We start from the raw sequence: 21,357 nt of genomic DNA, 5'->3' as shown, positions 1-21,357 counted from the left end.
GATGGACCCGCGCCTGACCCTCGTGACCCTCGGCGTCGCCGACCTCGCCCGGGCGTCGCGCTTCTACGAGGCCCTGGGCTGGACCCGCTCGGCCTACGCCTCGGAGGGCGTGGCCTTCTTCCAGCTCGGCGGCCTCGTCCTGTCGCTCTATCCCCGCACGGCCCTGGCCGAGGATGCCGGTGTCGCGGTCGAAGGCAGCGGCTTTCGCGGCTTCGCCCTCGCCCACAACACCGTGAGCCGGGAGGAGGCCGATGCGGTGATGGCGCAAGCCGTGCGCGCCGGCGCCACCCTGGTGAAGCCCGCCCAGGACGCGTTCTGGGGCGGCTATTCCGGCTACTTCGCCGATCCCGACGGGACCCTGTGGGAGGTGGCCTGGAACCCGGACTTGATCCCGCAGGCCGACGGAACCGTGCGACTGCCTGCTTGAACCGGACCGGGTCGCCCGCGTCCATCCGACCTGCGCCCGGAAGCGCGATGCGAGACTCCGCCGGAATGTCCGACACGCCCCCCATCACCCGTGCCTTCGTCCTCGCCGCCGGCCTCGGCAAGCGCATGCGCCCGATCACCGCGACGGTGCCGAAACCCCTCGTCGAGGTGGCCGGCCGCGCGCTCCTCGACCACGCCCTCGACCGGGCGGCGGAGGGCGGAATCCAGCAGGCCGTGGTCAACGTCCACTACCTCGCCGACCTCATCGAGGGGCATGTCGGCAAGCGCCGGACCGCGCCCGAGATCGTCGTTTCCGACGAGCGCGACAGGCTGCTGGAGACCGGCGGCGGGGTGAAGAAGGCCCTGCCGCTCCTGGGCGACGATCCGTTCGTCGTGTTCAACGCGGATTCGTTCTGGCTCGAGGGGCCGGACTCGAATCTCGGGCGCCTCATCGCCGCGTGGTCGCCCGAGACCATGGACATCCTCCTCCTCGTCGCTCCCACCGCCACCAGTCTCGGCTACGAGGGGGCGGGCGATTTCGTGATGGCGTCCGATGGACGCCTGGAACGGCGCGGCGAGCGCGAGGTCGCACCCTTCATCTATGCGGGTGTGGCCATCCTGAAGCCCGGCCTGTTCGCGGACACGCCCGAAGGCGCGTTCTCCCTCAACCTCCTGTTCGACCGCGCCATCGCGGCGGATCGCCTGCACGGCCTGCGCCTCGACGGGCAGTGGCTCCATGTCGGCACCCCCGAGGCCATCGTCGCGGCCGAGGCCCGCGTGAAGGCCAGCGCGCAGGTGCTGTAGGCGGCTTCACGCCGCCGCGTTGTGCTGCCCGACCGTCGGTTTATGATCTCTGGTCCGAGGCGGAGTGAACGGGAGCGGCGGATGGACGCCAAGCAGGCCATCACGACGGCCAAGAGCTATGTGGCCGAGGTCTTCTCCGACGAGCAGCCGAAAAACATCGGACTCGAGGAAGTGCGGTTCGACGAGGCACAGAATGCGTGGCTGATTACGGTGGGATTTTCCCGGGCCTGGGATGCGGCGAGGCCGTTTCAGACGGCGCTTGGCCCAGAGCTCGATCTCAATCGAACTTACAAGGTGGTTCGCATCGCTGACCAGGATGGGGCCGTCGTCTCGGTGACCAATCGAACCTTCGAGATCGCCGGTGCATAGAAATGCGCGGGCGTCTCCTCATCGATACGAACCTTCTCGTCTTGCTGCTGGTCGGGAGCGCATCCCGGGCTTTCATCGCGACTCACAAACGAACCCGGGGCTACACGGTTGATGATTTCGATGGTCTCGCCGCGATCGTGCGCCGGGCGTCCAAACTGTTGACGACGCCGACCATCCTATCCGAGACATCGAACCTGATCCGCCAGTTTGGCCATCCCCATCTGGCGTCCGTCATTCGGACGTTTCGAATCTTCGTCGAGACTGCCGCGGAATCGTACACACCAAGCGAGCGTGTCGTTCGCCAGGAGGCGTTCGGGCGGCTCGGGCTCACCGACGCCGCCATCCTCGATGCCCTGGAGGGGGATGCTACCCTGCTCACAGATGATCTCGATCTGTATCTCGCAAGTGCTCTGGCTGGCCGGAAAGTCATGAACTTCACCCATGAACGCCAACGGTGGTTGCGCTGACGCACACGCATCACGACGAGTCGGAAGAGGCCTCACGCGTCTTCACCATCCCCCCCGGCGCACCGTTCCTGCCGACCCTCGCCGACGCCCTGCTCTCCGGCCGGCTCGTGGGCGACCTCGGGGACGATCCCTTCGCGCTCGCCGCCGTCACCCTCTACCTGCCGACGCGCCGGGCCGCGAAGGCGTTCTCGGCGCTGCTCGCCCAGCGCCTGGGCCGGGCCGCCCTCCTGCCCCGGATGGTGCCCCTCGGCGAGGCCGACGAGGCCGAACTCGATCTCGCCACGACCCCGCTTCTCGAGAACGGTCCGGACGTGCTCGCCCCCGCCATGCCGCCCCTGGAACGGCGGCTGATCCTGGCCCGCCTCGTCCAGCAATGGGCCGAGGCCGTGGACCGCACCCTCCTGCCCATGGACGACGACGTGCCCTTCCTGGTGCCGTCCTCGCCCGCCGACGCCGTGGCGCTGGCCGCCGACCTCGAGCGGCTCATGGATGCCCTCACCGTCGAGGGGCTGCCCTGGGCGGAGATCGGCGGCGCCGTCGAGGTGGAGTACTCGCGCTACTTCGGCCTCACCCTGGATTTCGTGAGGATCGCCGCCGAGCACTGGCCCGGAATCCTCGCCGAACGGCACATGAGCGACCCCGTCGCGCGCTCGCGCCGGTTGCTGGTGGCGGAGGCCGACCGCCTGCGCCGCGAGCGCCCGGCCGATCCGGTGATCGTCGCCGGCTCCACGGGCTCGGTCCCGGCGACCACCCGCCTCATCGCGGCGGTGAGGGGGCTTCCTCGGGGCGCCGTGGTGCTGCCGGGCCTCGACACCGACCTCGACACGGCCGGGTGGGACGCCATCGAGACCGGCGAGGGGTTCTCGAAGACCATCGCCCACGGCCACCCGCAGGCGATCCTGCACCGCCTCCTCGGGCCGACCGGCCTCGACATGGCCCGCGCGGCGGTCACGGTCCTCGGCGAGCCCGACGCGGCGGCCCGCGCCCGCGCGGCCCTCCTTTCGCAGGCCCTGCGGCCCGCCGAGACCACGGAAGCCTGGGCGGACCTCGAGCCGGAGGCCCGCTTGGCGCTGGGCGAGGCCGGCATGGCGGGAATCGCCGTCGTCGAGGTCTCCGACGAGCGCGAGGAGGCCCTGAGCATCGCCGTCGCGCTGCGCGAAACCCTGGAGACGCCTGGCGCCACCGCCGCCCTCGTCACCCCCGACCGGAACCTCGCCGTCCGGGTCGCGGCCGAGCTCGCCCGCTGGGGCATCGTCGCCGAGGACTCCGCCGGCGAGGCCCTGTCGTGCAGCCGGGCCGGACGCCTCGCGCGCCTCGCCGCCGAATGCGCCGCCGATCTTCACCCGGCCCGGATCATCACTCTCCTGGCCCATCCGTTCGTGCGCCTCGGCCTGCCGCGGAGCGACGTGGTCCGGGCCGCCGCCGCCCTGGAGATCGGCGCCCTGCGCGGTCCCGCCCCAGGACCGGGCTTTGCCGGCCTGCACCGGGCGGTGGTCGATCAGCGCAGCGCCACCGGACGCCGGCCCCGGGCCAAGCGCCGCCTCGTCAACCGCGACTGGGATCTCGCCGCCGGCATCCTCGTGCGCCTGGAAGCCGCGTTCGCCGGCTTCCTTCAGGGCGACCACGACGGCCTTGGCAACCTCGTCGCCTACGCCGCGTGCCATCGCGTGGCCGTCGAGGCGCTGCTGGCGCCGCCGGCCGAGGGCGAATCCGAGCCCGTCGACGACGCCTCCCTCGATGTCCTCGACAGCCTGTTCGATGACATCGCGGCGATCCCCGACGAGATGAAACCCGGCGCTCCCTTCAGGATACCCGGGCGTTTCTCCGACTACCCGGCCTTCTTCACGGCCCTCACGACCGAACGGCCCGTGGCCTGCGGCGACGGGCGTCCGCATCCGCGCCTGCGCATCCTCGGCCTCCTGGAGGCCCGGCTCATGAGCGTCGACCGCATCGTGCTCGGCGGTCTCGACGAGGGCGTGTGGCCGATGAAGACGGTCACCGACGCCTTCCTCAACCGGCCCATGCGCGAGCGCGTCGGCCTCAACCCGCCGGAACGCCGCATCGGCCAGAGCGCCCACGACTTCGTCCAGGCGCTCGGCCACCCCGATGCCGTCATCACCCGGGCGGCCAAGCGCGAGGGCGCGCCGACGGTGCCGTCGCGCTTCCTACAGCGTCTGCGGGCGTTCGCCGGGGAGGCGTGCTGGGAGCGGGCCGTGGAGGGCGGCCGGCGCTTCACGGGCTATGCTGCCCACCTCGATCGCGGTGGCGGACCGGTGCCGCGCCTGAGCCAGCCCAAGCCCCGCCCGGACCCGGCCCTGTTCCCCCGCACCCTGAGCGTCACCGAGATCGAGACCCTGGTGCGCGACCCCTACGTGATCTTTGCCCGCCACGTGCTCGGCCTCGATCCCCTGGAGCCCGTGGCGGCGCAGCCCGGCGCGAGCGAGCGCGGCACCCTGATCCACGAGATTCTGGGGACGTTCGCGCAGGCCTATCTGGAGACGCTGCCCGAGCCGGACGTCGCCCGCGATCGGCTGGCGGACATCGCCAGGAATGCGTTCGCCACGATCTCGAAGACGTACCCGGCGCTCTACGCCGAGTGGTGGCCGCGCTACGAGCGGCTCTCCACGCGGTTCCTCGACTGGGAGGCGGCGCGGCGGGGCGGCCTCACCCGGGTCCATGGCGAAGTCTCGGGCAAGTGGCTGATTCCACTGGGCAACGAGACCTTCACCCTGCGCGCCCGCGCCGACCGGATCGAGCTCGGCCGCGACGGGACCGCCTGCATCGTCGATTACAAGACGGGCCAGCCGCCGAGCAACAAGGAGGTCTTCGCCGGGTTCTCGCCGCAGCTCACCCTGGAGGCGGCCATGCTCATGCACGGCGCCTTCGACGGGCTGCCCCGGACGCCCGTGACGCCGGATCTCCTCTACGTGTACGCGTCCGGCGGCCGCAAACCGTTCGAGCCGCTCCCCGTGAAGCCGCCGAAGGGCGAGGACCGCCCCGTCGCCGCCATCGTCGCCGAGCACGAGGGCCGCCTGCGTGGCCTCCTCGCCCGCTTCCTCACCGGCGAGGCGGCCTACACGTCGCGTCCCTACCCGAAATTCGCCAAGTCCTACGGCGATTACGACCACCTCGCCCGGGTGCTCGAATGGTCGCTCGGCGGCGAGGGAGACGGCTGATGACGGCCCCTTCGCCGAAGGCCTTCGTGGTCGACGACCTCACCCAGGCGTCCCAGCGCCGGGCCGCCGATCCCCATGCCTCGGCCTGGGTCTCGGCCAATGCGGGGGCGGGCAAGACCAAGGTGCTCACCGATCGGGTGGTGCGCCTGCTGCTGGACGGCGCGCCGCCCGCGCGCATCCTGTGCCTGACCTTCACCAAGGCGGCGGCCGCCAACATGTCGATCCGGGTGTTCCGGGTGCTCGGCCGCTGGGTCACCCTCGACGCGCCCACCCTGACGCAGGAACTGACGGCGCTCACGGGGGCACCGCCCTCGCGAAGCACCCTGCAGGCGGCGCGGCGCCTGTTCGCCCGTGCGGTGGAGACGCCGGGGGGGCTCAAGATCGAGACCCTGCACGCCCTGTGTGAGCGCCTGCTTCACATGTTCCCGTTCGAGGCCAACGTCCCGGCCCGTTTCGAGGTCTTGGACGACGATCACGCGGACGCGGCCTTCGCGGCGGCGGTGGACGCGGTCTACGCCGAGGCGATCTCGGCGCGCGCGGATCGGGATCTCGCGGCGGCCTGGACCATCGTCAGCGCCGAGGCGACGGGCGACATCCTGCGCCGGACGATCCGCGCGGCCCTGCGCGCGCGGGGCGTGCTCGCCGAGCGCGGTGGGCTCGAGAAGTCGTTCGCGGCCCTCGCCGCCGCCCTCGACCTGAAGGCCGGCGAGACGGTGGCAGACGTCGAGGCCCGCATCCTCGCGGGCGGCCTCGGCGATCTCACGGACTTCGCCGCCCGGCTGCGCACGGGTAAATCCACGGACGAGGGGCTGGCCGACAAGCTGCTGGAGGCCGAGGCCACCGAGGGACCCGGACGGGTCGAGGCGTATCGCGCCGTGTTCTTCACGAAGGACGGCAGCCCGAAGGCCGACCGGAGTCTCGGCACCAAGGCGGTGCCGGAGGAGGCCCGCCAGGCCCTCGTCGACGAGCGCGACCGGATCGCTCCCCTCGACGATTCCCTGCGCGGCGTGCGGGCCCTGGAGCGCACCCGCGCCCTGTTCACCCTGGCGGCCGAGATCCACCGTCGGATCGAGGCCGAGAAGGCGCGCCTCGGCGCCCTCGACTTCGACGACCTGATCCACAAGACCCTCGACCTCCTGGCCCGGGTCGATTCCACCTGGGTCCTGTACAAGCTCGACCGGGGCATCGACCACGTCCTCGTCGACGAGGCGCAGGACACCAACCCGCTTCAATGGGAGATCCTGCGCCGGATCACCGCCGAGTTCGCCGCCGGCGCGGGCGCCCGTGAGGTCGCGCGCACGCGCTTTGCCGTGGGCGATCCCAAGCAGTCGATCTACAGCTTCCAGGGCGCCGAGCCCCGCGAGTTCGAGACCACCCGGCGGGAATGGATCAAGGCCGCCGCCGCCGCCGACCTGCCATTCGCCGATGTCCACCTCACCCTGTCGTTCCGCTCGACCCGGGGCGTCCTCGGGGCGGTGGATGCCACCTTCAAGGTGCCCGAGCATTACGAGGGGCTGTCGTTCGAGGATACCGGGGTCGGCACCGTCCACACCACCGCGCGGGCGACCGCCCCCGGCGCCCTCGAACTCTGGCCCGTCGCCGAGCCGCAGCCCGAATCCGAGCCGGATGCCTGGGCCGCCCCCGTCGATGCGCCCGAGGCCAGTGCCCCGGCCGTCGTCACCGCGCGGCGCGTCGCGCGGGCCGCCGCGACCTGGATCACCACGGGCGACGAGACCGGCCGGGTCTGGCGCCCGGGCGACATCCTCATCCTGGTGCGCAAGCGCTCGGTGGCGTTCGAGGAGGTGATCCGCGCCATGAAGGGGCTGGGCGTGCCGGTGGCGGGGCAGGACCGCCTCGACATCGCCGCCCACATCGCCGTCAACGACCTCGTGGCGGTCGGCCGTGCCGGCCTCCTGCCCGCCGACGACCTGACCCTCGCCGGAGCCCTGAAGACGCCCCTCGTCGGCCTCGACGACGACGACCTCGTGCGCATCGCCGCGCGGCGGGAGGACTCCGAGACCCTTGAGGATGCGCTCGCCCGCCACGCCGCCGCCGGCGATGCCGCCGCGATCCGGGCCCGGGACGCCCTGCGCCTGTGGATCCGTTTGGCCGCCTGCGAAGGCCCGTTCGCGTTCTACGCCGCCATCCTCGGCGCCCATGGTGGGCGCCGCGCCCTGGTCTCGCGGCTCGGCGGCGAGGCGGGAGACGCCATCGACGTGTTCCTCGCCACCGCCGCCCAGGCCGAGCAGGCCGGCGAAGCCTCCTCCCTCGGAGGGTTCCTCGCCCGCTACGCCACGGTGCCGGGGCGCGGCGAGGCCGGCCATACGGTCAAGCGCGACCTCGAATCGGGCCGCGACGAGGTTCGGGTGATGACCGTCCACGGGGCCAAGGGCCTGGAGGCGCCCCTCGTGGTGATCATCGACGGCAGCGAGCCGCTGGGCCGCAACGATCCGCCGCTCCTGAACCTGGCGGGGGGGCTGCCGCCGGTCTGGTCGAGCGCCAAGACCCATGACAGCGAACCCATCGGCGCGGCGCGGGACGGCCTCCGGGCCCGCGCCCGCGAGGAGCACCACCGTCTGCTCTACGTGGCCATGACCCGGGCGGCCGACCGCCTCGTCGTCGCCCCCTATCGCGGGCACGAGACCGGGGGCGAGACCGCCTGGTGCGAGATGATCCGGCGCGGTGTCGAGGAGAATATCGGCCCGGGGATCGCGATGGAGCGGCCCTACGGTCCGGTCACCCTCTGGCACGAAGGCCGTGCCGCCGTGGCTCCCGCATCCGCCGCCGCCGCGACGGCCCGGGCGGAGGTCGTCCCGTCATGGCTCGAAACACCCGTGCCGAACGAGGCCGAGCCGGCACCGCCCGTGAGCCCATCCCGTGCGCTCGGCGCGGCGGATTCCCGGCGCACGCCCGGCCGGCGCCAGGGCGATGCCCAGGCCCGGCGCCGGGGTGTGCTGATCCATTCGCTCATCGAGCATCTGCCACGCCTCGATCCGGCCCAGCGCAGGAAAGCCGCGACCCGCTTCGTGCGCGCCCGCGCGCCGACCCTCGACGAAGCGGCGCAGAAAGCCATCGTGGCCGCCACGATGCGGCTCCTCGATGACCCGGACCTCGCGCCCCTCTTCGCCCGGGATGCCCGGGCGGAGGTGACCCTGTCGGGCCGTGTGGTGGTCGAGGGGACCGAGCGCCCGGTCTTCGGCCGCGCCGATCGCCTCGCGGTCGGCCCCGAGACGGTGGTGGTGGCCGACTTCAAGACCGGCCGTCCGCCGGCCGCGGATGCGCCCCTGCCGGACGCGGATGCCGGGCAGATCGCCCTCTACGCCGCCCTCCTCACGCAGATCTTTCCGGGCCGGCGCATCGTTCCGATGCTGGTCTGGACCTCGGGTCCGACACTGCGCCGGCTGACGGAGGACGAGCGCGCCCTCGCCCTGAAGGGGCTGGCGGCGTGACGGGAGGGCGACGCGCGGACTCGGTGTCTCTCACGAAACGCCCGCTGCGCCGTCGCGCTCAGCGCAAGAACCGGCGGTGATCGGGAGTTTCGTGAGGCACGCTTGCGGCCGAATCAGGCCCGGGTGCCGAGGGCCTCGCGGACGGTGATGGCCACGGCGTCCGTGCGCTCGGCCTCCACCACGTAGAGCTCCCCCGTGTCGAGGCCGGTGGCCTCGACGGTCGCGTGCGGGAGGTCGCTGGCGAAGACGATGCGCAGATCGGGGCGCAGGGCGCGGGCCTCGAGGGCGAGTTTCACGCACCCCAGTTCGCCCGTGAGCCCGAGGTCGGTGACGAGAACGTCCACCGGCAGGCCGAGGGCCAGGACGGTCATGGCGTCCACCCCGCAATCGACCGTGGTGGTGGCGTAGCCGGCACGGCGGATCTGGGCGGCGACATCATCACGCCAGTGCTTCTGGCGCCCCGCAATCAGGACTTGGACGCCGTAGGCGCCCCCGGACGAGGCGGTCTGTTCCATGGTCGGGGCTCCCCATGTGCGCCTGGCCATACCGCGATCGACACCTCGAGTGGGTTGCATCGCAACATGCTAAGCCACGCCGGGGCCGCGACACAAGCCCACCGCGCGCTTTCCCGGACGGCTGTTGTCTGGGCAATCCTTCATCGGGCGAACTCGTTCCCTTTCGTCGACCCCGTTGACGGGGCGGCCGGGGCCGGGGCAACACCGCCGGGCCGCCGGAATCACCATCCGGCACAGCGCCTGGGACCTTCTTCGCCCGGGACCTCCCTCGCCCGAGGCGACCGACAGCCGGAGACCCGCACCGATGGCATCCGCCAAGACCGTTCCCGTCTCGCCCCTCGCGCCGACGCACCAGCCGGACCTCCCCACCATCGCGGGGGTCGGGCTCGCCACGGCGCAGGCGGGCATCCGCTATTCCGGCCGCACGGATGTGCTCTACGTCGCCCTGGCCGAGGGAACCGAGGCCGCCGGCGTGTTCACCCGCTCGCGCTGCCCCTCCGCCCCCGTGGATTGGTGCCGGCACGCCCTCGGCAGCACGGGCGCGCGGGCCCTCGTGGTGAATTCCGGCAATGCCAACGCCTTCACCGGCGCGCGGGGCCGGGAGGCCGTGGAACTGACCGCCGCCATCGCGGCGCGGGCCGCGGATTGCGCGCCCGAAGCGGTGTTCATCGCCTCCACGGGCGTCATCGGCGAGCCCCTCGACGCCACCAAGTTCGAGGGCGTGCTCGCCGACTGCGCCGCCCGCACGGACGGCGGCCCGACCGCCTGGAGCGCGGCGGCCCAGGCGATCATGACCACCGATACGTTCCCGAAGCTCGCCACCCGCCGGGCCAGCATCGACGGCACGGCGGTGACCCTCAACGGCATCGCCAAGGGCGCCGGCATGATCGCCCCCGACATGGCGACGATGCTGAGCTTCGCCTTCACCGACGCCGCCCTGCCGCAGGCCGTGCTGCAGGACCTGCTCTCCGCCGGAACCGCGAAAAGCTTCAACTGCGTGACGGTGGACGGCGACACCTCGACCTCCGACACCCTGATGCTCTTCGCAACGGGTGCGGCGGGCAACGCCGCCATCACCGACGCGGCCGACCCGCGCCTGGCCGATTTCCGGGACAAGCTCGACGATCTGCTGGTGGAACTGGCCCAGCTCGTGGCCAAGGACGGCGAGGGCGCGCGCAAGTTCGTCACCGTGCGGGTAGAGGGCGCCACGAGCGACGCCTCGGCCCACCGCATCGCCATGTCCATCGCCAACTCGCCCCTGGTGAAGACGGCGGTGGCCGGCGAGGACGCCAACTGGGGCCGCGTGGTGATGGCGGTGGGCAAGGCCGGTGAGCCGGCCGACCGCGACCGCCTCGCCATCTGGTTCGGCGATGTCCGCGTCGCCCGCGAGGGCGCCCGCGACCCCGATTACAGCGAGGATGCGGCCAGCGCCGTCATGCGCGAATCCGACATCGAGATCCGGGTCGAACTCGGCCTCGGCGAGGGAGCCGCCCGTGTCTGGACCTGCGATCTGACGCAAGGCTACATCGCCATCAACGGGGATTACCGCTCGTGAGCACCCGTGCCGGTACCCTGGCGATCGCCGCGCTGGTCACCGTCTGGTTCGCCCCGGCCCGCGCTGAGGAGGCACCCGCACCCAAGGACGGCCGCATCCATGTCGTCGGCCGGGCCCGGGCCGAGGCGGCGCCGGACTTCGCCTCGGTGGAGATCGGCGTCGAGGCCAAGGGGGCGACTCCGGCGGCCGCCCTCGACGCGGCGAGTGCTGCCGCTAAGGGGCTCATCGCGCTCGCCGAGACCTTCCAGGTGCCGGAGGCCGACATCGGCACCACGGCGGTGACCCTCCAGCCCGTGACCCGCAGCGTGCGCCAGCCCGACGGCTCCGTGACCGAGCGGGCCGACGGCTACCGCGCCGCCAACACCGTCCGCCTGCGGCTCGCCGACATGGGCCGCCTCGGCGATCTCATGCGCCGCGCCCTCGAGATCGGGGCCAACCGGATCGAGGGCGTCGGCTTCGGCCTGCGCGATCCCGACGCCGCCGAGGCGGCCGTGCGGGTCGCCGCCATGAAGGACGCGACCGCCCAGGCCACGCGCCTCGCAGAAGCCGCCGGCATTACCCTCGGGCGCGTCGTCGCCATCCGCTCCCCGGCCGCCTCCGGCCCATCGCCCGACCTCCCGATGCCGGCGCCGATGGCGATGCGCGCCAAGGCCAGGGACGTTCGCGTGCCCCTCGTCGCCGGTACCATCGAGACGGCGGCCGAGGTCTCCGCCACCTTCGCCATCGCCCCATGAGTCCGTCTCAAGATTTGAGCGGGCCTGCGAACGCTCCCCTGCGCATCCTCCTCGTCGTTGCCGTGGCCCTCGTCGATACGGACGGCCGGGTGCTCCTGGCCCAGCGCCCGCCGGGCAAGCAGCTCGCCGGCCTGTGGGAGTTCCCCGGCGGCAAGGTCGATCCCGGCGAGCGCCCGGAGGAAACCCTGATCCGCGAACTTCACGAGGAGCTCGGCATCGCCGTGAAGGAAGCCTGCCTCGCGCCGCTCACCTTCGCGAGCCACGCCTATCCCGACTTCCACCTCCTCATGCCCCTCTACGTCTGCCGGCGCTGGGAGGGGATTCCCCGGTCCATGGAGGGGCAGGCCCTGAAATGGGTGCGCCCGCGCGAGCTCAGGGATCAGCCGATGCCGCCCGCCGACGCGCCGCTGATCCCGTTCCTCATCGATCTGCTGGGCCCCTGAGGGGCCCCCGGGCCCCTGAAGGGTCCTGGGGGCCTTGATGGTGCGGGCCGCCCGCGACACCTTTCGGCTCTGATGGGAGGCGACGCGGTATGGCGCGCAAGGTGGAAACAAAGCAGGCGGTGGCCAAACCGGCTGCAAAACCGAAACGCGCCTCGCGAAAGACCGCGCCGAGTCCCGAGACCCTGACCGAGCTCGGCTTGGAGCGCCTGATCCGTCTCGTCCTCGACGAGACCGGTCGCAACCCGGCCTTCAGGAAGCTGGTCACGGCGGCGGTGGCCGGGCTCCAGGGACCCGAAGCGGTGGCGGCCCTCATCGACCGGCGCCTCACGGCCCTGGAGCGGGCCGCCGGCTACATCGACTGGCAGAAGCGCCGCGCCTTCGCGGCCGATCTCGACGCCACGCTCACCACCGTCGTGGCCGAACTCGGGCCCCTCGATGCGCGGGCCGCCCTCGACCGGCTGCTTCGCTTCCTCGCGGCCGCGCCCGGCGTCCTGGCGCGGGTCGACGATTCGAACGGGCAGGTCCACGGCGTCTTCGAGCGCGCGGCCGAGGCCGCCGCCGCCCTCGGCAGCGGCCTCGATCCCGCCATGGCGGCGGCCTTCGCCCAGCGCCTCGTGCCGATGCTGGCGGCGGACGCGTACGGCCTCGTCGAGGATCTGCTCTATGCCCTGATCCCCGGACTGCCCGAGACCGCCTGCACCCGGCTCGACGCGGGACTGGCCGAAGCCGTGCCGCCGCGCCCGGCCAAGGCGGACGGCACCCGGGCCTGGGAACAGCAGGTGGCGCGGGGCCGAATCCTACGCCTGCGCCAGATGCTGGCCGACCGGCGCGGCGACGTCGATGCCTTCATCGCTCTGGAGCGCGAGGCCGCGCCCGAGCACCCGGAGCGGACGGCGATCGCCGAACGCCTTCTCGGGGCGGGGCGCCTCGACGAGGCCCTCGACTGGGTGCGCCGCCCGCAGAAACGCGGCCTCGTCGTCGTCACCCGCGCGCAGATCGTCACCGGACAATTCGATCCGGAGGCGCCCGACCGCGACCGGATCGAGCTCGAGATCCGCATCCTCGACGCCCTCGGGCGGGGGGCGGAGGCACAGGCCCTGCGCTGGGGCCAGTTCGAGCGCAGCCTGGACGCCGGGATGCTGCGGGCGCATCTCGCCAAGCTGCCGGATTTCGAGGACGAGGACGCCCTGGAGCGCGCCTTCGCCCACGCCGCCGCCCATCCCGACCCGTACCGGGCCCTGCATTTCCTCACCCATTGGCCCAAACCCGACCGGGCCGCGCGCCTCGTCGCCGAACACACCTGGGACGGGGGCCGCTACGAGATCCTGGTGCCGGCGGCCGAGGCCCTGGAGGCCAGCGAGCCCCTGGCCGCGGCCCGCCTCTACCGCCTCCTCGTCGACGACATCCTCGAGCGCGGCCGCTCGGCCGCCTATGGGCACGGCGCGCGTCACCTCGCAGCCTTGGAGGCCCTCGACGCCCGCCTCGATCCCGGCGCCCTCGTGCCCGACCATGCGGCGTACCGCGCCGGCCTGCGCAGGACCCACGGCCGCAAGGCCGTGTTCTGGTCGCAGGTGCGCGATTGAGCCGCCGGCCTTACGGCACGACCTCGATGGCATCGACCCGGTCGGGATAGAAGGCGAGGTGATCGCGGATCGCTGCGACCGCCGGGTACGGGGTCTCGTAGCTCCATACGGCGTCCAGCCGTTCGGTGCCGTCGACGGACAGGCTGAAGTAGCCGGCGTCGCCCTTGTACGGGCAATGACTCCGGCGGGAACTCGGGACGAAGTGGTTCCACCGCGCGTCGGCACGGGGGATGTAGAACACCGGCGGATAGGCGGCCTCGGTCAGGACCAGGGCGGCGCTGGTCTCGGCCACGGTCACGCTCCCGACCCGCACGCGAACCCGTCCGGCATGGGGGGTGATGGTGATGGGATGCTCGGGCCCGGGCTGCTTCATGATGAACTCCGCATGGGGTCGTGTTCGGTGGTGCCGAGCGCCTCGGCGAGGCGGGTGCGGGCGCTGCCGGGCTTGAGCGGTACCTGTTGGCTGGCATGGGGTGCCCAGCCCGAGAGCCACAGGATCTCGAAGGTGGCGCGCAGGCGCCCGTCCGGATCGGCAAAGCGTTCGGCGTAGATGGCTGCCATCCGCATCAGGGTGGTTCGGCGCAGGGGCGTGCGGCGTCGTTCGGTTAGCACGTTGGTCAGCCCCATGGCGCGCAGGTCCCGCATCAGCGCGAAGGGATCGGCGTAGCGCACGGTGAGGGTCTCGATATCGGTCACCGGCAGGGCGAAGCCCGCCCGCTGCAGGAGGCTGCCCATCTCGCGGATTTCGGCGAACGGCGCGACCCGCGGGCTGACCCCGCCTTCGACCTCGCTCTCGGCCTGCCCGAAGGCCTGACGCAACTCCGTCAGGCTGCGCCCGCCCAGCAGGCAGCCGATGAACAACCCATCCGGTCTCAGGCTGCGTCGCAGTTGCGCCAGGGCACCGGGCAGGTCGTTGACGTGCTGGAGGGCCAGGAGCGACACGGCGAGGTCGAATGCGGCCGGGGCGACGGGAAGAGCCTCGGGATCGCCCACGGCGAGCGCCACGCCCAGCGCCGCCTCCACCAGGGGCGACAGGCGCAGAACCGCGTCGCAGCGCCCCCCGGCCATCAGGCGCAGGGCGGCGTCCGGCGTCGGTGTCCCGAGGTCGAGGGCCTGCGGGAACCGCCGCAGGACCGCGCCGAGGCGTTCGTCGAGGTCGTCGCAAACGCGCGCCAGGAGGAAATCGGCATGGCCGGCGCGGCGCGCCCGGGCGAGACGGGTGCGGGCCAGGGCGGTGTCGAACAGGGGCGGCGGTCGCGTCATCGGGTCCGGGGCATTGGTGGTCGATTCGTGAACATGGCGCACGCCCCAGGGTGGGACCAGCGCTCGCGACGATGAAACGCTGGTCGGGACGGAACGCCCCTGCCGCTCCGGATGTTCTGCTCCTCACGCATCCATCGGAAGGCATCGTGTCATGAAGTCGATTCTGTTCGGGACCGCCCTTGCCCTGACGTCCCTTGTGGCCACCACGGGCGTCGAGGCCAAGGGCTGCCTGAAAGGCGCGGCCGTCGGCGGCCTGGCCGGGCATGTCGCCGGCCACGGAGTCCTCGGGGCGGCGGCGGGCTGTGCCGTCGGGCGCCATCAGGCGAACAAGCGCGACCGCCAGCAGCAGGCCCAGCCCCCGGCCCGGTGATTAGATCACGCGATCGCCCTCTGGGCGGTCGCGCGAGCGTTGAGGGCGCGATAGGCTGCGCGGCATGGTTGCCGCCGCCCGTCACCTCGCCAACGGACTTCGCGCCATTCGGGGTGCCGTCCTGGGGCTCGTCTATCCGCCGACCTGCCCGGGCTGCGGGGCCGCCACGGCCCAGCCCCACGCCCTGTGCCCGGCGTGCTGGGCACAGCTGCGCTTCATCGAGCGGCCCTTCTGCCAGCGCCTTGGCACGCCGTTCGCCGTCGATCACGGCACCGGCCCACTGCTCTCACCCCGGGCCATGGCCGACCCGCCTGTCTTCGGTCGCGCACGGGCAGCGGTGCTCTACGATGGCATCGCCCGTGACCTCGTTCACCGCCTCAAATACGACGACCGCCTCGATCTCGCCCCCACGCTGGCCCGGATGATGGCCACGGCCGGAGCCGAACTCCTCGGCGAGGCCGATTGCCTCGTGCCGGTGCCCCTCCACCGCTGGCGCCTGTGGCGGCGCCGCTTCAATCAGGCGGCCCTTCTGGCTCAGGGCATCGCCGACCTAAAGGGGGTACCCACGCAACCGCGCACCCTGGCGCGGGTGAAAGCGACCCGCTCGCAGGTCGGTCTCTCGCGGGCTGCCCGGGCACGCAACCTTCAGGGCGCGTTCCGGGTGCCGGACGCGGCCCGGCCCGGGCTGCAGGGCCGGCGGGTTCTCCTCATCGACGATGTCGCCACCACCGGAGCCACCGCCAACGCCGCCTCCCGCGCGCTCCTGCGCGCCGGCGCGGCGTCCGTCGACCTCCTCACCTTCGCCCTGGTGGCGGGTGAGACGCTCTGACGGCGCGCGAACGAGAACGGGGACCCGGAGGTCCCCGCTTCGAATCCCTGGATCGGGCAAGGGTTCAGATCAAGGGTTCAGATGGTGACGGGATCGAGGCGCCCGGCCTTGGCGGCCTCGGCAGGCGCCGGCTCCAGCACCTTGCCGCGCGGGCCGACCCAGGTGCCAACCCATTTGCGCTGCCACAGGAGCAGGCAGCCGAGCACCACCGCCGCGAACACGGCGTAGCCGACGAAGCCGTAGGCGAACGAGCCGGTGTACTGCTTCGACAGGCCCATGACGTTGGGCAGGATCGCGCCGCCCAGCGCCCCGACCTCGCCGATCATCGAGCCGGCCACCGCGGTGTTCGCCGGCCAGCGCAGGGGCACGAGCTGGAACAGGGCGCCGTTGCCGGCCCCGAGGGCGGCGAAGCACAGCATAAACAGCCCCGTGGTGACGACGAGGGACGGCGTCGCGGTCAGCAGCAGGAACGATGCGACGGCGGCGAGCAGCACCACGGACAGGACGAGGATGCCGCCCATGCGGTCGGCGAAGTAGCCGCCCACCACCCGGATGCCGGAGCCCATGAGGGCGGCCAGCATGGTCAGGCGCCCGGCCTCGACCTTGGTGACCCCGAACTGCTCGTAGAAGAACGTCGGCAGGAAGTTCGACAGGCCGATGAAGCCGCCGAAGGTGATGATGTAGATGAGATTGAACGACCAGCCGTCCTTCTGGAACAGGCAGGCGATGTGCTCCTTGAACGACTGGTGCTCGGCGTCCGGCGGCTCCTTGGCGAACACGATCATCACGATGAGGGGGATCGCCATGACGCAGCCGGCGAAGCCGTAGACGGTCTGCCAGCCATAGGCCTGGGCCAGCGGCGGCGCGAACAGCACGGCGAGCACGGTGCCGGAATTGCCGGCGCCCGCGATGCCCATGGCGAGGCCCTTGTGCTCCTTGGGGAACCAGCCCGACCCGAGCGACAGGGCGACGCCGAAGGAGGCGCCGGCGATGCCGAGGAGCACGCCCATGGCCAGCACGTCGTTGTAGGTGTGGACGAAGAAGAACCCGTAGGCCATCGCCGCCATGATGATCGACATCTCGGTCACGGCGGCGTTCTTGCGGCCGATGTACTGGGCGAGGATGCCGAGGGGGAAGCGCATGATCGCCCCGGCCAGGATCGGCAGCGAGATCATAAATCCGGTCTGAGCCGGGGTGAGCCCGTAGGTCTCGGTGATGAACGGGCCCATGGCGCCGTTCAGAACCCAGATCGCGAAGCAAAAATCGAAGTACAGGAACGCAGCGAACAGGGTCGGGGGGTGACCGGATTTCATCACGGTCTTGAAACTGGCCATGGAGTGCTCGTCTCGAGGTTCGCGGGCCCGCGTGTCACGCGGTCGCTGATGCCAAGGGATTCGGACTCGCGCCGTCCGCCTCGCGGGGCGCCGTTGCCCTGCCTGCCGCCGTGACGGCAGCGGGAACTAGAAAGCATCGGCCGTGCCAGACTCCACACGGGCGGCCGGATGGTCAGGAAACAACCTGGCGACGCCCCCAGCACCCTAGAGGCGCTCCTGCGCCTGCCGCAAAGCGGTGCAGCTGCAGCCCAACGGTTGAGCTGCCTAGCTCGTGGGCATTCCGGCATCCACGACGCTGACCACGCTGCGGCCGTTGCCGCGCTTCTCCACCCGGACCTGTACGGCGATGCGCTCGATCATCGCCGCCACGTGGGTGATGACGCCGACCTTGCGGCCCCGGCCCTGGAGCGTTTCGAGGGCATCGACGGCGAGATCCAGGGTCTCGGCGTCGAGCGACCCGAACCCCTCGTCGATGAACAGGGTGTCGACGAAGGAGTCCCGTCCCTCCAGACCCGAGAGGGCGAGCGCCAGGGCGAGGGAGACGAGGAAGCGCTCGCCGCCCGACAGGCTGCGGGTGGCCCGCAGGTGGTCGCCCATGTCGCGATCGAGGACGTGGAGGGCGAGATCCGTGGTGGCGCCGCGCGCGAGGCGGTAGCGCGGGCTCAAGGCGGCGAGCTGCGCGTTGGCGAGGTGGACGAGATGCTCGAGGGTCACCCCTTGCGCGAAGCGTCGGAACTTGTCGCCGCCGGCCGAGCCGATGGCGTCGTCCACGGCATCCCAGGTCGCGAACTCGGTACGCGCCGCGCCGATCTGTGCCTCGAGGCCGGCGGCCTGAGCCCGCGCCGCCTCTTCGCGGGCGAGATCCGCCGCGATGGCGCCGAGGCGCTGCTGATGCCGCGCCATGGCCTCGACGGCCGCCTCCGCCTCGGCCCGGGTTGCGACGACATCGATCTCGGGACCCGCGAGACAAGCGTCGCGGTCGGCCCGGCGGGTGGCCAGCGCCGCCGTGGCGTCGTCGATCTCCCTGGCGCGCGCATCGGCCTCCCGCCGCAGGCCGGCCCGGATCTCGGGCGCCTGTGCCAGGAGGGCAGCCACCGCCTCCGGTGCCCGCGCCCCGCAGGCCGTCGCGAACGCGGACTGAGCCGCCGCGTGTCGGGCGAGGGCGCTCTCGCGCCGGGCGGTCGCGTGTTCAGCGGTGCTGCGCGCACCGGCCAGCGCCGTCACGGCGGCGAGATTCGCTTCCAGGGCGGCCTTCAGGCCGAGATCCGCCGCGAGGCGGCCATTGTTGATCCGGGTGCGGTGAGTCGACGTCTCCTCGCCGTCGAGGAGGGGCGCCCGCCGAGCCCGGGCTTCCGCGAGGGCCGCGGTCCGAGACTGGAGGGCGGCCTTCGCGGTGTCATGAGCCGCTACCGCGCCGGCCAGGGCCGCCAAAGCTCCGGCCATGTCGACGGAGAGCGCCCGGCCTTCGTGCTCCAGGGTGAGGCGATGGTCGCCCAACGTCCGGTGCCCGGCGGCCACCGCCATCACGCGGCGGGCGGCGGCCGCGCCGTCGCGGTCGAGGTCAGCCAGGGTTAGGCCGGCAGCGGCGAGGGCCGGAGCTGCCGCGTGTCCGAGGGTTTCGATCCGCTCGGCCAGGGCGCCGGCCCGTGCCTGCGCGCGCTCGGCGGCAAGGTCCGCGGCTTGCAGGGCGATGCGTGCCTCGGCCGTTGCGGCCTCGGCGGCTTCCATCTGTGCGCCCGCCGCTTCGGCGGCCCGACCGAGGGTGTCGATGTCGCCGCGCAGGGCTTCGGCGGCGCTCAGGGTGCCGGTGAGCGCCTGCCTTGCCGCGCGCGCCGCCTCCGCGAGGGTGGTGAGGGCTTCGTGGGCATCCGGGGCGAGGCCGGCCGGGACGGTTGCGGCGATCCCGGCTTCGTCGCCACCGGTCACCAGGGCCGGGTGCAGGGCCTCGTAGGCACGGGCGGTCCGGTCGAGGCTGGCCCGCGCGGCGTCTCCTACTCGCACAGCCTCGGCGTGACGGGCCGCTGCGGCGGCACCCGCCCCGGCCGCGCGGGTGCGGGCGGCGCCTGCCTCGGCGAGGGCCGCGTCGAGTTCGGTGCGCCGGGCGCGCAATGCCTCGGCCTGCCGACCCAGGGCATCGTCCGCGTGGGCGTGCGGATGCTCGGTGCCGCCACACACCGGACAGGGCTCGCCCGATACGAGGAGGCTGCGCAGATGGGCCGCCCGCTCGGACACGCTCGCCTCGGCGCGCTCGGCCATGGCGGCGACCTCGCGGCGCGCGCCCATGGCTTCGGCTTCGCGTCGTTGGGCGGAGGCCGCATCCGTGTCCGCCGCGGCCATGGCCTCCCGAGACGCCACGGCCTCGGCGTCGGCCGTGCCCGCCTCGTGAAGGGCTTCGACGTGGCGCCGGACCAGGGGCAGGGCCTCGCGCAGGGGCTCCGAAAACCTGTCGAGGGCCGCCGCCCGGGTGCGCGCCGCCGCCTCGCCGAGGGCTTCGACGGCGGCCATGCGCTCCAGGCGTTGGGCCAGCGTCCGGGCGCGCGCATCCCGCGCCTCGCGGACCCGCACGTCCGCCTCGGCGATCAGCCCGGCTCCGCGGGCCGCCTCGGCCCGCGCCCGATCCCGCTCCCCGACGACGGCGGCGAGGTCCGACCGGAGGGTGGCGCGCTGGCCGAACACGACCGCGACCTCGTCGGCCCGGCTCGCGAGGTAAGCGCCGCCCTCATCCGCGTCGTGCCGGGCCACCGCCTCCGCCCGGGCGGCCTCGGTCGCGTCGTGGCGCAACCGCAGGTCGACCAGACGGGCCTCGGCGGCGGCGGCCCCGTCGGCCGCGGCCTTCGCCTCGGCCTCGGCCCGTTCGGCCTCGCGGGCGGCTTCGCCGATGACGCTGTCGAGGTTGGCCGCCTCGGTCCAGACCGGTCCGAAGGCCTTGAACGCGACCTCGGCGGCCTCGTCCCGCGCCCGGGCCTGGCGCTGGGCCTCCGCCGTCACCTCGGCGCGGGGCTCGGCCTCGGCGAGGCTCGCCCGGGCCGCCGCGAGGGCGAGGCCGGCTGCCTCGACCTCGACCCGGGTCGCGGCGACGGCCTCGCATGCCCCACGCAGGGGCTCGACGGCATCGAGTTCGGTGAGGCGCAGACGGTCCGCGCCAGCCGCCGCCGCGATGGCCTCGGCCTCGGCGAGCCGGGCTTCGGCGGCGGCGACCTGGGCGCGGGCGGCCGCGAGGCGGGCGGCGCCGTCGAGGGCATTCTGGAGCCCGGCCTGATGCGCCGACAGGCCGGCGAGGGCCTCCATGATCGCGGTGCGCTCGGCCAGGATTCCCGCCCGCGCCTCGGCGTCGAGGAGGCCGACGGCGTCGCGGCGCGCCTCCAGGACCTTGAGGGCGGCGCGCCCGGCTTCGGTGCCGGCATGGACCCGCTTCGAGATCTCCGTGTAGATGCCCGTGCCGGTGATCTTCTCCAGAAGTTCGCCGCGCTCGCCCTCGGCCGCCAGCAGGAAGGCGTCGAACTCGCCCTGCGCCAGGAGCACGGTGCGGCGGAACTGGTCGAAGGTGAGGTCCGTCAGCGCTTCGACGGCGGCCGTCACGGCGGTCTTCTTGCCGCCCTCGACGGCGCTGCCGTCATCCAGACGGTGAAGGCTGCGCCGGTCGGCCTGGAGGCGACCATCCGCCTTGCCGCGGGCGCGGAGGGTCTCCCAGCGCACCCGGTAGGCGACGCCGTCCTGGCCGACGAAATCCACCTCGGCCCAGCCCTGCGCCGCCCCGCGCCGCAGGATGGCCCGCCCGTCGCTCGAGCTCACGACCTCGCCGCTCGGGTCCGGCGTGTCCTCCCGCCGCCCGGCACTGACACGGGGATAGCGCCCGTAGAGGGCGAGGCACAGGGCGTCGAGGATGGTCGATTTGCCCGCCCCGGTCTCGCCCGTGATGGCGAAGATGCCCGTGGCGGCGATGGGGCCGGCCGCGAGATCGACCTCGAAGGGGGCCGCGAGGCTCGCGAGATTCTCGCCCCGGATCGCGAGGATACGCAAACGTTGTCACCTGAAACGGG

General features: G+C 72.8%; 17 protein-coding genes. 12 read left to right on the top strand and 5 right to left on the bottom strand.

The annotated features are described in order from the left end of the window. The first annotated feature begins 1 nt into the window (after nucleotide 1). From MKK49_RS03060 to addA, 6 genes are all read left to right on the top strand, one after another. Nucleotides 2–427: a VOC family protein gene (locus tag MKK49_RS03060; protein ID WP_244026590.1), complete on the top strand. Its 426-nt coding sequence runs from the start codon at nucleotides 2–4 to the stop codon at nucleotides 425–427. A gap of 65 nt (nucleotides 428–492) precedes the next feature. Next, nucleotides 493–1,230, top strand: coding sequence for a nucleotidyltransferase family protein (locus tag MKK49_RS03055; RefSeq protein WP_244026589.1), 738 nt, complete (start codon nucleotides 493–495; stop codon nucleotides 1,228–1,230). An 81-nt stretch (nucleotides 1,231–1,311) separates the two neighbouring features. Continuing rightward, nucleotides 1,312–1,599: a hypothetical protein gene (locus tag MKK49_RS03050; RefSeq protein ID WP_244026588.1), complete on the top strand. Its 288-nt coding sequence runs from the start codon at nucleotides 1,312–1,314 to the stop codon at nucleotides 1,597–1,599. Nucleotides 1,600–1,601: 2 nt separating this feature from the next. Then, nucleotides 1,602–2,066 (top strand): hypothetical protein, encoded by a 465-nt coding sequence (locus MKK49_RS03045; protein ID WP_244026587.1) that lies wholly within the window; start codon nucleotides 1,602–1,604, stop codon nucleotides 2,064–2,066. Continuing rightward, a complete protein-coding gene (gene addB / locus MKK49_RS03040; RefSeq protein WP_244026586.1) occupies nucleotides 2,054–5,242 on the top strand; it encodes a double-strand break repair protein AddB in 3,189 nt (1,062 codons plus the stop codon). Before MKK49_RS03045 ends, addB begins: the two co-directional genes overlap by 13 nt. Further along, nucleotides 5,242–8,691 (top strand): double-strand break repair helicase AddA, encoded by a 3,450-nt coding sequence (gene addA / locus MKK49_RS03035; RefSeq protein WP_244026585.1) that lies wholly within the window; start codon nucleotides 5,242–5,244, stop codon nucleotides 8,689–8,691. The genes addB and addA overlap by 1 nt, the downstream gene beginning before the upstream one ends. Nucleotides 8,692–8,804: 113 nt before the next feature. Here addA and MKK49_RS03030 read toward each other — a convergent pair whose 3' ends face one another. Beyond that, nucleotides 8,805–9,206, bottom strand: coding sequence for a histidine kinase (locus MKK49_RS03030; protein WP_244026584.1), 402 nt, complete (start codon nucleotides 9,204–9,206; stop codon nucleotides 8,805–8,807). Nucleotides 9,207–9,510: 304 nt separating this feature from the next. Here MKK49_RS03030 and argJ point away from each other — a divergent pair, with 304 nt between their 5' ends. From argJ to MKK49_RS03010, 4 genes are all read left to right on the top strand, one after another. Then, on the top strand, nucleotides 9,511–10,761 hold the full coding sequence (argJ, locus tag MKK49_RS03025; RefSeq protein ID WP_244026583.1) for a bifunctional glutamate N-acetyltransferase/amino-acid acetyltransferase ArgJ: 1,251 nt from the start codon (nucleotides 9,511–9,513) through the stop codon (nucleotides 10,759–10,761). After that, a complete protein-coding gene (locus tag MKK49_RS03020; RefSeq protein ID WP_244026582.1) occupies nucleotides 10,758–11,495 on the top strand; it encodes an SIMPL domain-containing protein in 738 nt (245 codons plus the stop codon). Before argJ ends, MKK49_RS03020 begins: the two co-directional genes overlap by 4 nt. Before the next feature lie 14 nt (nucleotides 11,496–11,509). Beyond that, on the top strand, nucleotides 11,510–11,938 hold the full coding sequence (locus tag MKK49_RS03015; protein WP_244026581.1) for a (deoxy)nucleoside triphosphate pyrophosphohydrolase: 429 nt from the start codon (nucleotides 11,510–11,512) through the stop codon (nucleotides 11,936–11,938). Nucleotides 11,939–12,027: 89 nt separating this feature from the next. After that, nucleotides 12,028–13,521 (top strand): DUF6880 family protein, encoded by a 1,494-nt coding sequence (locus MKK49_RS03010; protein WP_244026580.1) that lies wholly within the window; start codon nucleotides 12,028–12,030, stop codon nucleotides 13,519–13,521. A gap of 10 nt (nucleotides 13,522–13,531) precedes the next feature. On the opposite strand, the gene MKK49_RS03005 is transcribed toward MKK49_RS03010, so the two are convergent. Next, nucleotides 13,532–13,894: a DUF427 domain-containing protein gene (locus MKK49_RS03005; protein WP_244026579.1), complete on the bottom strand. Its 363-nt coding sequence runs from the start codon at nucleotides 13,892–13,894 to the stop codon at nucleotides 13,532–13,534. After that, entirely contained in the window at nucleotides 13,891–14,784 is an 894-nt protein-coding gene (locus MKK49_RS03000) for a methyltransferase domain-containing protein (protein WP_244026578.1), read from the bottom strand. The genes MKK49_RS03005 and MKK49_RS03000 overlap by 4 nt, the downstream gene beginning before the upstream one ends. 151 nt (nucleotides 14,785–14,935) lie before the next feature. Between MKK49_RS03000 and MKK49_RS02995 the strand changes: the two genes are divergently transcribed. Both MKK49_RS02995 and MKK49_RS02990 read left to right on the top strand, forming a co-directional pair. Further along, nucleotides 14,936–15,154 carry a hypothetical protein gene (locus MKK49_RS02995; protein WP_244026577.1) on the top strand — a complete coding sequence of 73 codons (219 nt, stop codon included), beginning with the start codon at nucleotides 14,936–14,938 and terminating at the stop codon, nucleotides 15,152–15,154. Nucleotides 15,155–15,218: 64 nt separating this feature from the next. After that, nucleotides 15,219–15,983, top strand: a complete 765-nt coding sequence (locus tag MKK49_RS02990; RefSeq protein ID WP_244026576.1) for a ComF family protein — start codon at nucleotides 15,219–15,221, stop codon at nucleotides 15,981–15,983. A gap of 77 nt (nucleotides 15,984–16,060) precedes the next feature. On the opposite strand, the gene MKK49_RS02985 is transcribed toward MKK49_RS02990, so the two are convergent. Together MKK49_RS02985 and MKK49_RS02980 are read right to left on the bottom strand one after the other, a co-directional pair. Next, nucleotides 16,061–17,317 carry a nitrate/nitrite transporter gene (locus MKK49_RS02985; protein WP_244026575.1) on the bottom strand — a complete coding sequence of 419 codons (1,257 nt, stop codon included), beginning with the start codon at nucleotides 17,315–17,317 and terminating at the stop codon, nucleotides 16,061–16,063. Nucleotides 17,318–17,581: 264 nt separating this feature from the next. Next, the gene (locus MKK49_RS02980) at nucleotides 17,582–21,337 is read right to left on the bottom strand and encodes an AAA family ATPase (protein ID WP_244026574.1); all 3,756 of its coding nucleotides are present in this window, start codon (nucleotides 21,335–21,337) and stop codon (nucleotides 17,582–17,584) included. Between the last annotated feature and the right edge of the window lie 20 nt (nucleotides 21,338–21,357).

The organism is Methylobacterium sp. J-090, assembly GCF_022829345.1.
In the GTDB taxonomy this organism is placed as follows: Bacteria; Pseudomonadota; Alphaproteobacteria; order Rhizobiales; family Beijerinckiaceae; genus Methylobacterium.
The sequence above is the reverse complement of the archived record's forward strand: the minus strand, read 5'-3'. Positions and strand labels throughout refer to the sequence as shown.

Excerpts from the sequence above, each read along its gene's own strand:
- MKK49_RS03060 (WP_244026590.1), top strand. The coding sequence starts at position 2 with ATGGACCCGCGCCTGACCCTCGTGACCCTCGGCGTCGCCGACCTCGCC.
- MKK49_RS03055 (WP_244026589.1), top strand. The coding sequence starts at position 493 with ATGTCCGACACGCCCCCCATCACCCGTGCCTTCGTCCTCGCCGCCGGC.
- MKK49_RS03050 (WP_244026588.1), top strand. The coding sequence starts at position 1,312 with ATGGACGCCAAGCAGGCCATCACGACGGCCAAGAGCTATGTGGCCGAG.
- MKK49_RS03045 (WP_244026587.1), top strand. The coding sequence starts at position 1,602 with ATGCGCGGGCGTCTCCTCATCGATACGAACCTTCTCGTCTTGCTGCTG.
- addA (WP_244026585.1), top strand. The coding sequence starts at position 5,242 with ATGACGGCCCCTTCGCCGAAGGCCTTCGTGGTCGACGACCTCACCCAG.
- MKK49_RS03030 (WP_244026584.1), bottom strand. The coding sequence starts at position 9,206 with ATGGAACAGACCGCCTCGTCCGGGGGCGCCTACGGCGTCCAAGTCCTG.
- argJ (WP_244026583.1), top strand. The coding sequence starts at position 9,511 with ATGGCATCCGCCAAGACCGTTCCCGTCTCGCCCCTCGCGCCGACGCAC.
- MKK49_RS03010 (WP_244026580.1), top strand. The coding sequence starts at position 12,028 with ATGGCGCGCAAGGTGGAAACAAAGCAGGCGGTGGCCAAACCGGCTGCA.
- MKK49_RS03005 (WP_244026579.1), bottom strand. The coding sequence starts at position 13,894 with ATGAAGCAGCCCGGGCCCGAGCATCCCATCACCATCACCCCCCATGCC.
- MKK49_RS03000 (WP_244026578.1), bottom strand. The coding sequence starts at position 14,784 with ATGACGCGACCGCCGCCCCTGTTCGACACCGCCCTGGCCCGCACCCGT.
- MKK49_RS02995 (WP_244026577.1), top strand. The coding sequence starts at position 14,936 with ATGAAGTCGATTCTGTTCGGGACCGCCCTTGCCCTGACGTCCCTTGTG.
- MKK49_RS02990 (WP_244026576.1), top strand. The coding sequence starts at position 15,219 with ATGGTTGCCGCCGCCCGTCACCTCGCCAACGGACTTCGCGCCATTCGG.
- MKK49_RS02985 (WP_244026575.1), bottom strand. The coding sequence starts at position 17,317 with ATGGCCAGTTTCAAGACCGTGATGAAATCCGGTCACCCCCCGACCCTG.